Raw genomic sequence first — 14,074 nt, forward strand, 5'->3', positions numbered from 1 at the left:
CCTATGATTCCTTCGGGGCCTTCTTTGAAGAGGCCTGTTTGGCGAGCCAGATGGTCTCGCGCAAGAACTGTCGGATCGGACGGGCCGGATAACCGGACCAGGTCTCGCCCGCCGGAATATTCGCCAGCACCCCGGCGCCGGCCGCGACCCGCGCGCCCTCGCCGATGGTGATGTGATCGCCGACGCCGGCCTTGCCGCCAAAGATGACATTGTCCCCGACCGTGACGGATCCCGAGATTCCGGTATTGGCCACCAGCAGGCAGTTGCGGCCGATGACGCAGTTGTGGCCCACCATGACCAGATTATCGATCTTGGTGTTCTCACCGATCAGCGTATCGCCGTAAGCGCCGCGATCGATGCAGCTGTTGGCGCCGACCGTGACCCCGTCCTGCAAGATGACGCGGCCTAACTGAGGGATGTCCATGATCCCGCCGGATGCGCCGGTGGCGCCGAAGCCCGCCTCGCCGATCCGAGCTCCCGCATACAGTTTCACCCGGTCGCCAATCAGGGCGAAACCGACGGTGACATTGGAGCCGATCACGCAGTCGCGGCCGATCTGGACGCCCGGACCGATGACGGTGTTGGCGCAGATCCGCGTGCCCCGTCCGATACGGACGCCCTGGCCCAGCACCACGCCTGGCTCTACGACGACGCTGTCGTCCTCGGCCGCCTCGGACGCGGAAATGGCGTGGTCCAGCGTGACGGGTCGGTGCAGCAGCAGGGAAGCCATCGCCCAGGCGGCCTGGGGCGTCCGCGATATGATGACAGCGGCGTCGGCGGGAGCGGATGCAGCCGCCTCGGCCGGAACGATCACGCAGCCGGCCTGGGTCTCCGCTAGGGCGGCGGCGAACTTGCGGTCGCCCAAAAACGCGATCGCGCCCCGGTCCGCGGAGGACAGGGGCGCGACGGAGGCGATGATCCGATCCCCGCCCCTCTCGACCTCGCCTCCGATCTTGGCCGCCAGATCGGCGACGGACAGGGGCGCGAGGGTTTCGAAGAAGCGGGGATCGGGCATGTGGACCTTAGTTGGCGGCGGCCGGCTGTTGCGACTGCTGGGCCGGAACCGCCATGCGGTTGAACGACAGGGTCGGCAGAGCCGTGTTCAGGCGCTGAATCGCGGCGTCCGTCAGGTCCATGGCTGGGTTCATCATGAAGACGCTTTCGCGGTCCAGCAGCAGGCCGCAGCCCCGCTCCTGATACAGCGCAGTCAGGATCGGCGACACGGCTTCGGTGATGGCCTGACGCTGCATGGCCAGGGTGTAGCGCAGTTCGTTCTCGCGCGTGGCTTCCAACTGCTGGGCCTCCTGGGCGCGCTGCTGCAGGGCCTGGCGGCGCTGTTGCAGATCGGCGGCCGGCAGGCTGGCGCCCGAGGTCTGGAGCTGCTGGGCTTCGGCTTGCAACGACGTGGCGTAGGGTTGCAGTTCACCCTGAACTTCCTGGGCGAGTTGCTGCATGCGCGTCTCGACGGCCTGGCCGGCGGCCGACTGGGCCAGCAGGCGGGCGTTGTAATAGACGCAGACGCCCGGAATGACCGGACCCGGATTTTGCGGCGCTGCGGCCTGCTGGGCCGATGCAGCGGTGGCGACCAACGAGGCGGCGGCCGTGGCGGCGATGATCAGAGCTTTCATGGGTATTCCTCGTGCGAGCGCTTTTGCGTCGCTTCCTTAGAACTGGGTGGAGGTCGAGAAGCGGAAGGATTCCGTCTTGTCGTAGTCTTCCTTGGACAGGACCTTTGAGATGTCGAACCGGATCGGACCCATCGGCGACTTCCAGTGAATGCTGACGCCCGCTGAAGCCCGCAGCGACAACTCGTCGGCGATGCTCGTGTCCTCGGTGCCGGTGGAGGTCAGCTTATACCGATCATCCAGCACGCCCAAGGTGCCGACGTCGGCGAACAGCGAGGTCTTGATGCCGTACTGCTCGGGCAGATAGTTCGGCACGGTCAGTTCAACTGTGCCGATGGCGTAGAAATTGCCGCCCAGGGAGTCGGTCGTATCCAGATCGCGCGGCCCCATGCCGGCGGTCTCGAAGCCGCGGAAGCTGTTGCCGCCCTTGAAGAAGCGGTCGTTGATCCGGATCGGATCGCCGTTCCAGCCGCTGATATAGCCGGTGGACCCCTGGACGCTGACGACCCAGCGCGGCGTGAGACCATAATACCAGGCCGCGTCGGCCTCGGTCTTCGCATAGTTCACGTCGCCGCCGACGCCCGCGAAGTCCTGGCGCAACGAACCGGACCAGCCGCGCGTCGGCCGGATCGGATCGTTGGTGTAGTTCATCTGCAGCGTATAGCCGACCGACGAGTTCAGATAGCTGCCGACCTGATCGCACAGCGCCGAAGACCCGCTGCCGGTGGTGCTGCAGTAGCCGTCCGGAACGATGATCTCGTCCGACTTGAGGAAGTAGCGGGTGCTGAGCAGCATATTGCCGTTCAGCGGATAGGACAGGCGCAGCCCGCCGCCGGTCGAACGGTAGTCGTAGGACGAATAATCGCTCAGATCATAGCGCGAGTGGAACAGGTCCCAGCCCGCGCGCAGGTCGCGGCCCAGGAACTTCGGCTCGGTGAAGCGGAAATCGACCTGCTGGCGCAGCGAACCCCATTCCATCCGCGCCACCACATTCTGGCCCCGACCGCGGAAGTTCCTTTCGGAAATCCCCAGGTTGACGGTGAAGGAATCGACGGAGCTGAAGCCGGCGCCGACCGAAAGTTCGCCGGTCGGTTGTTCCTCGACATTGACGTTGATGACCGAGCGATCCGGCGCGCTGCCGCGCGTTTCCTCGATCTTGACGTCCTTGAAGAAGCCAAGGGCGCGGAGGTTGTTGCGCGACCGTTCCATCAGGGCGCGATTGAAGGCGTCGCCTTCCGTCAGCATCAGTTCGCGGCGGATGACCGGATCGACTGTGCGGGTATTGCCGATCACATTGATGCGGTCGATGTAGACCCGCTGCCCTTCCGAGACGTTGAAGGTCACGTCGACCGTGTCGGTCTCCGGGTTGGCGCGATAGGTTGGATTGATCTCGACGAAGGCGTAGCCGGCCGAACCGGCCGCGAAGGTCAGGGCGTCGACCGCCTGTTCGATCTTGTCGCTCTCATAGAGCTGGCCTTCGCGGATCGGCACCAGAGCCTTCAGGAACTGGGCGTTTAGCCGGTCATTCTCGGTGATGACGTCGACCTTGCCGAAATTGTACTTGTCCCCTTCGTTCAGGGTCAAGGTCAGCTGGAAGGCCTGATCGTCGGGCTGGAGTTCGGCCACCGACGAGATGATGCGGAAGTCATAATAGCCGCGGTTCGTATAGAATTTGCGCAACTGCTCCTGGTCGTAATCCAGGCGATTGGGATCATAGTTGTCGTTGCTGGAAAAGAACTTCCACCACTGCGACCGCTCGGTCACCATGACGTCCCGGACGTCGCCGTCCGAGAAGGCCTGGTTGCCCAGGATGTTGATCGCGCTGATCCCGGTCTGGGGCCCTTCGTTGATCTCGAAGATCACGTCGACGCGGTTCTGCTCCAGCTGAACCAGTTTCGGGGTCACGGTGGCCGAGATACGGCCCTGGAGGCGATACAGTTCGACGATGGAGCCGACGTCTTCCTGGACCTTGGCGCGGGTGTAGATGCCGCGCGGCTGCAAGGTGACCTCCTTGGTCAGCTTGTCCATCGTCATGGCCTTGTTGCCCTCGAACACCACCTGGTTGATGATCGGGTTCTCGACGATCTGAACGATCAGATCGCCGTTCTGGACGCCCAATTGCACGTCGGCGAACAGGCCGGTGCGGGACAGGGTGCGGACCGCGACGTCCAGCACCGCCGCGTCGACCGTGTCGCCGGGGCGGATCGGCAGATAGGACAGCACTGTCGTCTGGTCGATCCGCTGAGCGCCCTGCACCAGGATGCGGTTGATCGTCAGGGACTGAGCCGGAGCCACCTCGACGCGCGGCGGTTCTTCGCCGGCCGCCTCGGGAGCCGGCGCCGTCTGCGCCAGGGCGGGTGCGCCGAGACCGGCGGCGACGACCAGCGCCAGGAGGCTGGAACGGGCGCTCAGTCGGACGGCGGCGCGAGAATTCATGTCGTTCATTCTGAAAACCATCGGGGGCTGGCGTCGGCTCACGAGACGAGCCCGCCGAGGAATTGGAAGAGGTTGAGCTTCTGTAGGTCGTTCCACGTCGCGAACAACATAAATCCCGCCAGAAGCGCAAGACCTGCGCGATAGCCCATCTCCTGATACCGCGCCGCAACGGGCCGCCGCGCCACGGCTTCGTAGCCGTAGAAAAGCAGATGGCCGCCGTCCAGCACAGGAATGGGCAGCAGATTTAGAAAGCCGATTCCGATCGAAAGTATGGCGGCGAAGCTTGTGAGCGTGAGCAGAAGATTGATCGCAATGGCCTGAGGCGCCGGATTGGCCTCCACCGCCGCGGTGGTCAGGGACCCGGTCGCCTTGGCGATGCCGAGGGGGCCGCTGAACTGATCGCCGGACTCGCGCCCGGTGATCAACCGGCCGAGATAGGTCAGGGTCGAACCGATGACATTGCCCGTCTGGCGTACGCTTTCCACCACGGCGTCGACCGGGCCGTAACGAACATGGCGCACGTCCGCGGCCGTCGAACCAAGGGCCAGGCCGATCCGACCGACCTTCACGCGGCCGGCGATGGGATCGTTTTCCTCCCGGCGCTCCGGCGTCGCGACCAGTTCGACGACCCGGCTTCCGCGTTCGACGGTGAAACGAACGGGATCGCCGGTGGACAGCATGACGGTCTGGGTCACCTCCCCGCCGTCGTCGATGGTCTTGCCGTTGACGCCCGTAATCAGGTCGCCGACCTGGAATCCTGCAGCGGCCGCAGGGGAACCGGCCTGGACCTGGGCCACGCGGGCCGGTCGGATCTGCTGCCCGACGGCCATGAAGAGGATCGAGAAGATGGTGATCGCCAGGATGAAGTTGGCGACGGGTCCGGCGGCGACGATCAACGCCCGCTGCCACACCGGCTTGAAGTGGAAATAATCGCGTTCGGCCCCGGGTCCGCCTTCGGCGATCACCCTCTGGCGCAGTTCGGCCAGGCCCGCCTGATCCGGCACGCTGGAGGCGTCGAGATCACCCGAGAATTTGACATAGCCGCCCAGCGGCATCCAGCCGAACCGCCATTCGATGCCGTGCCGGTCGGTCTTGCTGAAGATGGCTTTGCCGAAGCCGATGGCGAACCGGTCCACCTTCACGCCAAAGGCGCGGGCGACCAGGAAGTGACCCAGCTCATGGATGGTGACGATGAAGGTCAGCACCAGCAGGAACGGCACGATATAGATCAGGATCTGACCCAGGGCGCCCAGCATGTTCAATCGTCTCCCCTGGCCGATCAGGCCGCGTTCGCCAGTCCGGCGATAATGGATCCGGCTATCCTTCGCGCCTCCGCATCGACCTCGAGGGCCGCGCCACAGGCGTCTCCAGAGCCGAAAGCCGTCCCCGCTTTCGTCGCACGCTCAAGGGTTTCGGCGACGACTGCGGCAATATTGAGAAAGCCCAGCTTGCGGTCAAGAAATGCGAAGGCCGCGACCTCGTTCGCGGCGTTGAACACGGCCGGCGCCGCGCCCCCCATCTTCAGCGCCTGACGCGCCAGTTCCAGCGCCGGGAAGCGCGCCAGATCTGGCGCCTCGAACGTCAGCCGGCCCAGGGCCGCCAGGTCCAGTTTCGGCGCGGGCCAGGCGATCCGTTCGGGCCAGGCCAGTGCGCAGGCGATCGGGGTGCGCATGTCGGGCGGCCCCATCTGGGCCAGGGTCGAACCATCCACATATTCCACCAGGCTGTGGATGATCGATTCCGGATGGACCACCACATCGATCTGATCGACGGGCATGGCGAACAGATAGGCCGCCTCGATCATCTCCAGGCCCTTGTTGGCCATGGTGGCGCTGTCGACTGATATCTTGGCGCCCATGCTCCAGTTCGGGTGGGCCACGGCCTGTTCCGGCGTGATGGCGGTCATCTGCTCGCGCGGGGTCTGCCGGAACGGGCCGCCCGACGCGGTCAGCACCAGTTTAGACACCTGTTCCGGCGCCTTTGCCGGAAAGACCTGGAAGATGGCGGAATGTTCGGAATCGACGGGGATCAGCCGACCCCCTGCCCGCCCGACCCGATCGATCAGGGCGGCGCCGCAGCAGACCAGGCTCTCCTTGTTGGCCAGGGCCAGGATGGCGCCGGTGTCGGCGGCCGCCCAGGCCGACTTCAAACCCGCCGCCCCGACGATGGAGGCCATGATCCAGTCGGTCGGTCGCGTCGCCGCCTCGACAATGGCGTTCTCGCCCGCCGCGGCCTCGACGCCGGTGCCGGCCAGGGCGTCGCGCAGGTCGTCCAGCCTGTTGGGGTCGGCGGTCACGGCCAGCCGGGGCTTCCAGCGTCGCGCCTGTTCCGCCAGTTTCGCGATATTGGCGCCCCCCGTCAGGGCTTCGACCTCGAAGGCGCCCGTGCCCGACGCGGTCGCCTGATCCATCAGGTCCAGGGTCGAGGAGCCGACCGAACCGGTCGAGCCCAGAACCGTGACGCGACGACGGATCAAGACACACCCCGTTCGAGCAGGACCACCAACAGACGGCCCGCCGCCACCACCACGACCGCGAACATCAGACCGTCTACCCGATCCAGCAGGCCGCCGTGGCCGGGAATCGTGTTGCCGGCGTCCTTGACCCCGAACCGTCGTTTCAGGCCCGACTCCCACAGATCCCCGCCCATGGTCGCCAGGGCCGCAGCCAGCCCCAGGAAGGCGCCCCAGAAGACGGTCAGAGGCCCCATGTCGAACCAGGCGGTCATCGCGGCGCCGGCGATGGCCCCCGCCACGATGCCGCCGATGAAGCCGGACCAGGTCTTGTTGGGCGAATAGCTGGGCCACAGCTTGGGTCCGCCGAAGGTCGAACCGGCCAGATAGGCCAGGATGTCGGCCGACCAGGTCACGGCGAAGACCAGGGCCGTCCAATGCAGTCCTACCGTGCTGTCCACGTCGCGCAGCCAGATCAGCAGCACCGACGGCCAGCCCAGATAGAGCACTCCATAGGCCGCATCCACGGCCTGCTGTCCCCGGCTGCGGGCGAACAGCGCCGCCCCGGCGGCCCCGAACACCAGCATGACGAAAGCCACCGACATCGCGCCGAAATAGGCGCTGACGACCGCCGCCACGACGGCCAGACTGACGGCCCCGCCGATCAGGCGCGGCGCGCGCGGCGCGCTCATCGCCCCCCATTCGAAAGCCAGGACGACGCTCGCGGCGACGATCAGCCCCAAGAACCAGACGCCGCCGATCCAGGTCGCGGCGACCGCCGCCGGCGCCAGTACGGCGGCCGAAGCCGCCCTCAGCGCGATGTCACGTCCCTTGACCGCCATCAGGCAGACGCGCGCGCGGGCGCGGCCTCGCGCCCGCCGTAGCGACGCTCGCGCTGGGCGAAGACGGCGACCGCCTCTCCCAACGCTTCCGGCCCATAGTCCGGCCACAGAACATCCTGGAACACCAGTTCGGCATAGGCGGCTTCCCACAGGAGGAAGTTCGACAGTCGCTGTTCGCCCGAGGTGCGCACGATCAGGTCCAGCGGCGGCGATCCGGCCGTGGCCAGACCCGAAGCGAAAGTCTCTTCGGTCAGCGGCTCCACCGTCTCGCCCGCCAGCATCCGCTCCATGTGCCGACGCGCGGCGTCGACCAGATCGGCCCGGCCGCCGTAGTTGAAGGCCACCTGCAGGATGAATTTGTCGTTGTGAGCGGTCTGGGCCTCGGCCTTGTCGATGATGGCGGCGATGTCCGTCGGCAGTCCCTCGCGGCGGCCCAGGATGCGCAGGCGGACCCCCGCCTTCTCCAGCCGCGCCAGGTCGCTGGCCACATAGGTGCGCACCAGCCCCATCAGGTCCGAAACCTCGTCGGCCGGGCGGCTCCAGTTCTCGGTCGAGAAGCCGAAGACGGTCAGGCAGCGGATGCCGAAATCGGGCGCCGCCTGGATGGTCCGCTTCAGCGCCTGAACGCCCTCGCGGTGCCCCAGGGCGCGCGGCAGGCCGCGCGCCTTCGCCCAACGGCCATTGCCGTCCATGATGATGGCGACGTGTCGCGGTCCGTCCGGACGCGAGCCTGAAGGCGCGGCGCTGTCTGCCGTCATTCTGTCGTTCGATCCCATCAGGCCCTAGCCGATCCGCCTCAGACCTGCATGATCTCTTGTTCCTTGGTCTTCAAGGTCTCGTCGATACGCTTGATGGCCGCGTCCGTTTCTTTCTGGACCTCGGTTTCCATCTTCTTCTGTTCGTCCTGGCTGATCTCGCCCGCCTTCTCGGCCTTCTTCAGGTCGTCGTTGGCGTCGCGGCGGACGTTGCGCACGGCGATCTTCTGCTGTTCGGCGTATTTGCCGGCCAGCTTGACCAGATCCTTGCGGCGCTCCTCGGTCAGCGGCGGGACTGGGATGCGCAGCATCTGTCCATCGACGATCGGGTTCAGGCCCAGGTTGGCGTTGCGAATGGCTTTCTCGACCGCAATCACCATGGCCTTGTCCCAGACGCTGACGGTGATCATGCGCGGCTCGGGCACGCTGATGGCCGCCACCGCAGTCAGGGGCGATGCCGAGCCGTAAGCCTCGACCCGCACGGGCTCCAGCAGGCCGGCGTTGGCCCGTCCGGTGCGCAGGCCGCTGAATTCTTCCTTCAGGGCGGCGACCGACTTCTCCATGCGGTCGCGATAGGTCTTAACGTCAGGCTTGGCCATGGGCTTGGTCTCTCTCGTCTTTTACTGGTCGTCCGAACAATCAGCCGCGATCCTGGATGATCGTGCAGGTGCCTTCGCCCGTCAGGGCCCGGCGCAGCGAATCGTCTTCCCGGATCGAGAAGACGACGATGGGAATGCCGGTGTCGCGCATCATGGCGATGGCGGAGGCGTCCATGACCCGTAGGTCCTTGGCCAGGACTTCCTGGTAGGTCAGGGTGTCATAACGGGTGGCGTCCGGGTCCTTCTTGGGGTCGGCGGTATAGACGCCGTCCACGCTGGTGCCCTTCAGCAGGGCGTCGCAGCCCATTTCGGCGGCGCGCAGGGCGGCGCCCGAATCCGTGGTGAAGAAGGGCGCGCCGACGCCGGCGGCGAAGATCACCACACGGCCCTTCTCGAGGTGACGCAGGGCGCGGCGGCGGATGTAGGGTTCGGCGATGGCCGCCATCGGAATGGCGCTCTGCACCCGGGTCGAGACGCCGATCTTCTCCAGCGCCGACTGCATGGCCAATGCGTTCATGATGGTGGCCAGCATGCCCATATAGTCGGCCTGGGCGCGTTCCATGCCCGCCGCCGCCTTGGACAGGCCGCGGAAGATGTTGCCGCCGCCGATGACCAGGCAGATCTCGACGCCCTCGGCGGCGACCTGGGCCACGGCCTTGGCGACGGTGTCGACGGTCTTCATGTCGACGCCGAAGGACTGATCGCCCATCAGCACCTCGCCGGAAACCTTCAGCAGAACGCGTTTATAGCGGAAATTCGAGGGGGCGTCGGGCATGCGGGAGGGTCCGTTGTCTGCGGCGCCGTTGAATCAGGCGACTTCTTATAGACGAAGGGCGCGCCAGCCATCAAAGCCGAACGCGCCCTTCTGATAGAAAACCCTCACGAATGAGGGGATGAGGCTTAGTTTCCGCCCATCATCGAGGCGACTTCGGCCGCGAAATCGGGGCCTTCGACCTTCTCGACGCCTTCACCCAGGGCCAGGCGCACGAAGCCGGCCAGGTGCAGGTTGGAGGAGCCCAGTTCCTTGGCCGAGTTGGCGACCAGCTGTTCGATGGTCACGTCCGGGTCCATGACGAACGGTTGCTTCGACAGCACCACGTCCTTCTGGAACTTGTTGATCTGGCCTTCCACGATCTTGGCGATCATGGCTTCCGGACGGCCTTCTTCCTTGGCCTTTTCGGTCAGGACGGTGCGTTCCTTCTCGATGGCGGCCGGGTCCAGGTCGTCGGTGTTCAGCGACAGCGGGGCGGTCGCGGCGACGTGCATGGCGATCTTGCGGCCCAGTTCGCGCAGAGCGGTCTTGTCGCCCTCGCCTTCCAGGGCGACCAGCACGCCGATACGGCCCACGCCCGGCGACACCGCGTTGTGGACATAGGTCGAGACGACGCCTTCCGACACCGACAGGCGGGCGGCGCGACGCAGCTGCATGTTCTCGCCGATGGTGGCGATCATGTTCGTCACTTCGTCCTGGACCGTCTTGCCGGCTTCCAGTTCTGCGCCGTGCAGGGCATCGACCGAATGGTGGTCCAGACCCAGCTGGGCGAACGACTTGGCGGCGTTCTGGAACAGTTCGTTACGGGCGACGAAGTCGGTTTCGGCGTTGAACTCGATGGCGGCGGCGACTTCGCCCTTGCCGTCTTCCTTGGACGCCACGGCGACCAGGCCTTCGGCGGCGACGCGGTCAGCCTTCTTAGCGGCCTTGGACAGGCCCTTGGCGCGCAGCCAGTCGATCGCTGCTTCGATATTGCCGTCGTTTTCGACCAGCGCCTTCTTGCAGTCCATCATGCCGACGCCCGAACGCTCGCGAAGTTCCTTCACGAGGGCGGCAGTGATCTCGGCCATGTTATTCTCCTTGGGGGATTTCGTATGTGGGAACGGCCGGGCTGATTTAGCCCGGCCGTGTGTCAGTTCAAAGCACGGCCTTCAGAATGACGCTCAAGTCACGAGCCGCCGCGCGGCAAGCCTAGCGTCAAGGAATGGCCGGCAGGCGTTAGCCTGCAGCCTGTTCGGTCTCGACCGCATCCAGAGCTTCGGTGTTGGCCGAGGTGTCGTCCGAGGCCAGCAGTTCGGCAGCGACTTCTTCCGTGCCGGCCGGAGCGGCGTCAGCTTCGACCGGGGTCGAGGCTTCACGCAGCATCGGCTCGATCGGAGCTTCCGAAGCGCCCAGGTCGATGCCCGAGGCCGAGGCGCCGGCGGCCAGGCCGTCCAGGACGGCGTCGGCGATCAGGTCGCAGTAGGTCTGGATGGCGCGGGCGGCGTCGTCGTTGCCCGGGACCGGATAGGTGATGCCGTCCGGGTCCGAGTTGGTGTCCAGGATGGCGATGATCGGGATATTCAGCTTGCGGGCTTCCTGGATCGCGATCGCTTCCTTGTTGGTGTCGATCACGAACATGATGTCCGGAATCGAACCCATGTCCTTGATGCCGCCCAGCGACAGCTCCAGCTTGTCCTTCTCGCGCTGCAGGTTCAGCAGTTCCTTCTTGACGCGGCCTTCGCCGCCGTTCTCCAGGATGCCTTCCAGTTCGCGCAGGCGGGCGATCGAACCCGAGACGGTGCGCCAGTTGGTCAGGGTGCCGCCCAGCCAGCGATTGTTCATATAGTATTGGGCGCAGCGCTTGGCGGCTTCGGCGACCGGGTCGGCGGCCTGACGCTTGGTGCCGACGAACAGGACGCGACCGCCTTTGGCGGCGACTTCGCGCACGGCCACCAGAGCCTGGTGGAACAGCGGCATCGTCTGCGACAGGTCGATGATGTGGATGTTCGAGCGCGAGCCGAAGATGTAGCGGTCCATCTTCGGGTTCCAGCGGTGCGTCTGGTGGCCGAAGTGGGCGCCCGCTTCCAGCAGGGTGCGCATAGAGAATTCAGGCAGAGCCATGATCGTTAAGTCCTTTTTCCGATCGAACGTGGCGCGGGGATTAAAGGTCTGACGACCCTCGGAATGGAGCGGATCGGGATGTCTCCCCGAAACGCGCCTCGCCCGCGTTGCGAAGTGCGCGGGCCGTTTAGGCGGGATCGGCCGCAATAGCAAGCGTCGCGTCGGAAATGACGAAGGGCGGCCCCTCTCGGGACCGCCCTTCGCCGACCAGATGACCGACCGGTCTTACATCGCATTGACCAGGGCCTGGGCCCGATCACGGTGGGTGGTGATGGTCGGGATCAGTTCCCGCGCCAGGCCCGCCAGGGCCGGAGCGTCCGAGTTGTCCGAGAAACCGTTGAGCAGGGTCAGGGTCTCGTTATGGGCCGCGACCTGCTGGTCCAGATAGACCTTGTTGAAGTCGCCCGGCGTGGCGGCGTTCAGATTGTCGATCATGCCCTTGCGACGTTCGTCCAGCATGGTGGGAACGGTCACGTCAGGCGCGGCCGTCGAAACGGTCGACTTCAGCTTTTCGCCAGCGGCGGTGTGGTCCTTTTCGATCATGGCCGCCAAAGCCTTGACGTCGGCGTTGTTCGACCTGGTGGACGCGATCCGCGCCGCCTCGATCTCATACATGTTGCCAATCGCCAGGTTGGTGACGAAGCCTTCGACGGTGTTGGCGCCCAGCGTCATGGCCGAGGTCTGACCGACGACGCCCGACGCGGCGTCCTGGGTCGCGTTGACGGCTTCGCTCGCGTTCTGTCCAGCCGTATCGTCGCCCTGGTTACAGGCGGCCAGAAGGGCCAGCGACGCGGCGCCGGCGATGAGGATGTTTTTCATTGGAACAGTCTCCCTGTGGACTGCCAGAACCCATCGCGGAACCGTGAGGTTCCGAAAAATCATAAGCTTAGCCTTAAGCGGCCCAGACGGTGATCGGCCCTCGGAATTCGACGACCGTTGATATATATTAAGATAAACGGGGGACAGGGGCATGGCGTGGAAAGCCGGACTTGGCGCGATCGTAGCGGCTGCGGCCGTGGGCGCGGGCGTGGCCTGGACCCAGGTTCAGCCTCAGCAGACGCCGTCCGCGGCCCCGATCGGCCCTACGCCTTCTGAGATCCCCCTCGCGCCTAGCCGCGCGAGCCAGGCCGCCCTCGCCCAGGCGCGCCAGGATCCCCTGGCCGCCCGCCTTCGCGGCGTCCTTCGTCAGGATCGCGCGACGGCGTCGATCCTGACGCAGATCGAGGCCTCCCCCGTTCCCGTGCTCGGTCCCGCCGATCCCGCGCTGCTGCGGACCGCCCGCTACTATCCCGGCGACCGCCAGTATACGCTGGTGGTCCGCCGAGACGGCCTGATCATCGAAATTTTCGGATCGACCCGGGCGCTACGATCCCCGACCGGGGCCTCGCCCCCGACGTCTTCACCGACCTCGGCGACGCGGGCCACGGCGACGCCGAGAACACTCGCGCGCGCAGTCGCCCCCGTCGAGGCCGCCCGCGCCCAGGCAGCCGAGCGCGGTCTGTCGCAGATCCTGGTGGAACAGACGGAATATGGCGTCGATGTCGCCTTCGTCCGTTTTGGCGCGGCCTACAACCTGACCCTGGTCTGCGACGCCATGGGGCCGCCGAACTGTACGGAAGCCGCCGCCGTCGGCCTCGCCGCCTCGCTGCAACTGCTCGGCGGAGGGGGACAGTGAAACACTTCGCCCTGCCCGCCCTTTTGCTTCTGGCGGCCTGTTCCCCGACCGGATGCGGCCAGACGCCCTCGACGCCGCCCCCGCCTCAGCCGGCCGATCCCGCCCAGCCGGGCGCACCGGCCCCGGTTCCCGAGCCCGAAGCTCCGCCGACGCCGCCCGTGCCCGAACCCGTGACCTGGCCGCATGAGCCGGGCGGCGCCCTCTATCCCGGCTCAGGCTCCGGCGCGACCGACCTGACCGTGTGGGCGCCCGGCATGCGCTTCCCCATGGAGGCGGCTCCGGCCTTCGCCAACTCGCAGGTCTACGGCTATGGCGGCTATCAGGCGCCGGGGCCTGGCGGGCAGTGCGACAGCCGCAACTACGACTACCCGTGGCGCGATAACTTCTGCGAAACCCGGTCCTGGACCAACGGCATGTGTCCCAGCGGCAAGGGGCATCAGGGTCAGGACATCCGCCCCGCGACCTGCGTGAAGAAGGTCCACTGGGTCGTCGCCGCCGAGTCCGGCACGGTGACCTCGATCGGCAGCTATACGGTCTTCATCCAGGGGGCCAGCGGGCGGATCTATCGCTATCTGCACATGGACATGCCGGGGGTCCGCGCCCTGATCCACGAAGGTCAGGCGGTCACCCGGGGCCAGCACATCGGCAAGGTCTCGGCCGATTTCGGGGGCAATGCGACGACGATCCATCTGCATTTCGAGATGAAGGCCCCGGTGACGTCCGGCGGGTCGACGGCGGTGATCTTCGTGCCGGTCTATTCAAGTCTGGTCGACAGCTACGGCAGGCTGCTGAACGCCCCGCCCGGCGACGCCTGA

General features: G+C 66.1%; 14 protein-coding genes. 2 read left to right on the top strand and 12 right to left on the bottom strand.

Translation table 11 applies throughout. The features are described 5' to 3' along the window. Nucleotide 1 precedes the first annotated feature (1 nt). The 12 genes from lpxD to H2037_RS04570 all read right to left on the bottom strand — a co-directional run bounded on the left by lpxD (nt 2) and on the right by H2037_RS04570 (nt 12,403). On the bottom strand, nt 2-1,015 hold the full coding sequence (lpxD, locus tag H2037_RS04515) for a UDP-3-O-(3-hydroxymyristoyl)glucosamine N-acyltransferase (RefSeq protein WP_292118306.1): 1,014 nt from the start codon (nt 1,013-1,015) through the stop codon (nt 2-4). 7 nt (nt 1,016-1,022) lie between these two features. Continuing rightward, on the bottom strand, nt 1,023-1,628 hold the full coding sequence (locus H2037_RS04520) for an OmpH family outer membrane protein (RefSeq protein ID WP_292118307.1): 606 nt from the start codon (nt 1,626-1,628) through the stop codon (nt 1,023-1,025). Nucleotides 1,629-1,664: 36 nt separating this feature from the next. Beyond that, on the bottom strand, nt 1,665-4,070 hold the full coding sequence (gene bamA / locus H2037_RS04525; protein WP_292118310.1) for an outer membrane protein assembly factor BamA: 2,406 nt from the start codon (nt 4,068-4,070) through the stop codon (nt 1,665-1,667). Nucleotides 4,071-4,099: 29 nt separating this feature from the next. Next, the gene (locus H2037_RS04530) at nt 4,100-5,317 is read right to left on the bottom strand and encodes a M50 family metallopeptidase (protein WP_292118747.1); all 1,218 of its coding nucleotides are present in this window, start codon (nt 5,315-5,317) and stop codon (nt 4,100-4,102) included. A 23-nt stretch (nt 5,318-5,340) separates the two neighbouring features. Beyond that, complete coding sequence (gene dxr, locus H2037_RS04535) at nt 5,341-6,537, bottom strand: 1-deoxy-D-xylulose-5-phosphate reductoisomerase (protein ID WP_292118312.1); 1,197 nt, start codon at nt 6,535-6,537, stop codon at nt 5,341-5,343. Beyond that, a complete protein-coding gene (locus tag H2037_RS04540) occupies nt 6,534-7,355 on the bottom strand; it encodes a phosphatidate cytidylyltransferase (RefSeq protein ID WP_292118314.1) in 822 nt (273 codons plus the stop codon). Before H2037_RS04540 ends, dxr begins: the two co-directional genes overlap by 4 nt. Next, complete coding sequence (uppS, locus tag H2037_RS04545) at nt 7,355-8,113, bottom strand: polyprenyl diphosphate synthase (protein ID WP_292118317.1); 759 nt, start codon at nt 8,111-8,113, stop codon at nt 7,355-7,357. Before uppS ends, H2037_RS04540 begins: the two co-directional genes overlap by 1 nt. A gap of 38 nt (nt 8,114-8,151) precedes the next feature. After that, entirely contained in the window at nt 8,152-8,709 is a 558-nt protein-coding gene (gene frr, locus H2037_RS04550; RefSeq protein WP_292118319.1) for a ribosome recycling factor, read from the bottom strand. A 40-nt stretch (nt 8,710-8,749) separates the two neighbouring features. Continuing rightward, on the bottom strand, nt 8,750-9,484 hold the full coding sequence (gene pyrH, locus H2037_RS04555) for a UMP kinase (RefSeq protein WP_292118320.1): 735 nt from the start codon (nt 9,482-9,484) through the stop codon (nt 8,750-8,752). A gap of 125 nt (nt 9,485-9,609) precedes the next feature. Further along, on the bottom strand, nt 9,610-10,551 hold the full coding sequence (tsf, locus tag H2037_RS04560; RefSeq protein WP_292118322.1) for a translation elongation factor Ts: 942 nt from the start codon (nt 10,549-10,551) through the stop codon (nt 9,610-9,612). A 148-nt stretch (nt 10,552-10,699) separates the two neighbouring features. Then, on the bottom strand, nt 10,700-11,584 hold the full coding sequence (rpsB, locus tag H2037_RS04565) for a 30S ribosomal protein S2 (protein WP_292118323.1): 885 nt from the start codon (nt 11,582-11,584) through the stop codon (nt 10,700-10,702). A gap of 225 nt (nt 11,585-11,809) precedes the next feature. Next, nucleotides 11,810-12,403 (bottom strand): DUF4142 domain-containing protein, encoded by a 594-nt coding sequence (locus H2037_RS04570; protein WP_292118325.1) that lies wholly within the window; start codon nt 12,401-12,403, stop codon nt 11,810-11,812. Nucleotides 12,404-12,554: 151 nt separating this feature from the next. Here H2037_RS04570 and H2037_RS04575 point away from each other — a divergent pair, with 151 nt between their 5' ends. Both H2037_RS04575 and H2037_RS04580 read left to right on the top strand, forming a co-directional pair. Further along, nucleotides 12,555-13,259 (top strand): hypothetical protein, encoded by a 705-nt coding sequence (locus H2037_RS04575; RefSeq protein WP_292118327.1) that lies wholly within the window; start codon nt 12,555-12,557, stop codon nt 13,257-13,259. Continuing rightward, complete coding sequence (locus tag H2037_RS04580) at nt 13,256-14,074, top strand: M23 family metallopeptidase (protein WP_292118329.1); 819 nt, start codon at nt 13,256-13,258, stop codon at nt 14,072-14,074. The genes H2037_RS04575 and H2037_RS04580 overlap by 4 nt, the downstream gene beginning before the upstream one ends.

This window comes from Brevundimonas sp. (assembly GCF_013912065.1).
GTDB lineage: Bacteria > Pseudomonadota > Alphaproteobacteria > Caulobacterales > Caulobacteraceae > Brevundimonas.

Coding starts and splice junctions, on each gene's coding strand:
- lpxD (WP_292118306.1), bottom strand. CDS start 1,015: ATGCCCGATCCCCGCTTCTTCGAAACCCTCGCGCCCCTGTCCGTCGCC.
- H2037_RS04520 (WP_292118307.1), bottom strand. CDS start 1,628: ATGAAAGCTCTGATCATCGCCGCCACGGCCGCCGCCTCGTTGGTCGCC.
- bamA (WP_292118310.1), bottom strand. CDS start 4,070: ATGAACGACATGAATTCTCGCGCCGCCGTCCGACTGAGCGCCCGTTCC.
- H2037_RS04530 (WP_292118747.1), bottom strand. CDS start 5,317: ATGCTGGGCGCCCTGGGTCAGATCCTGATCTATATCGTGCCGTTCCTG.
- H2037_RS04540 (WP_292118314.1), bottom strand. CDS start 7,355: ATGGCGGTCAAGGGACGTGACATCGCGCTGAGGGCGGCTTCGGCCGCC.
- uppS (WP_292118317.1), bottom strand. CDS start 8,113: ATGACGGCAGACAGCGCCGCGCCTTCAGGCTCGCGTCCGGACGGACCG.
- frr (WP_292118319.1), bottom strand. CDS start 8,709: ATGGCCAAGCCTGACGTTAAGACCTATCGCGACCGCATGGAGAAGTCG.
- pyrH (WP_292118320.1), bottom strand. CDS start 9,484: ATGCCCGACGCCCCCTCGAATTTCCGCTATAAACGCGTTCTGCTGAAG.
- tsf (WP_292118322.1), bottom strand. CDS start 10,551: ATGGCCGAGATCACTGCCGCCCTCGTGAAGGAACTTCGCGAGCGTTCG.
- rpsB (WP_292118323.1), bottom strand. CDS start 11,584: ATGGCTCTGCCTGAATTCTCTATGCGCACCCTGCTGGAAGCGGGCGCC.
- H2037_RS04570 (WP_292118325.1), bottom strand. CDS start 12,403: ATGAAAAACATCCTCATCGCCGGCGCCGCGTCGCTGGCCCTTCTGGCC.
- H2037_RS04575 (WP_292118327.1), top strand. CDS start 12,555: ATGGCGTGGAAAGCCGGACTTGGCGCGATCGTAGCGGCTGCGGCCGTG.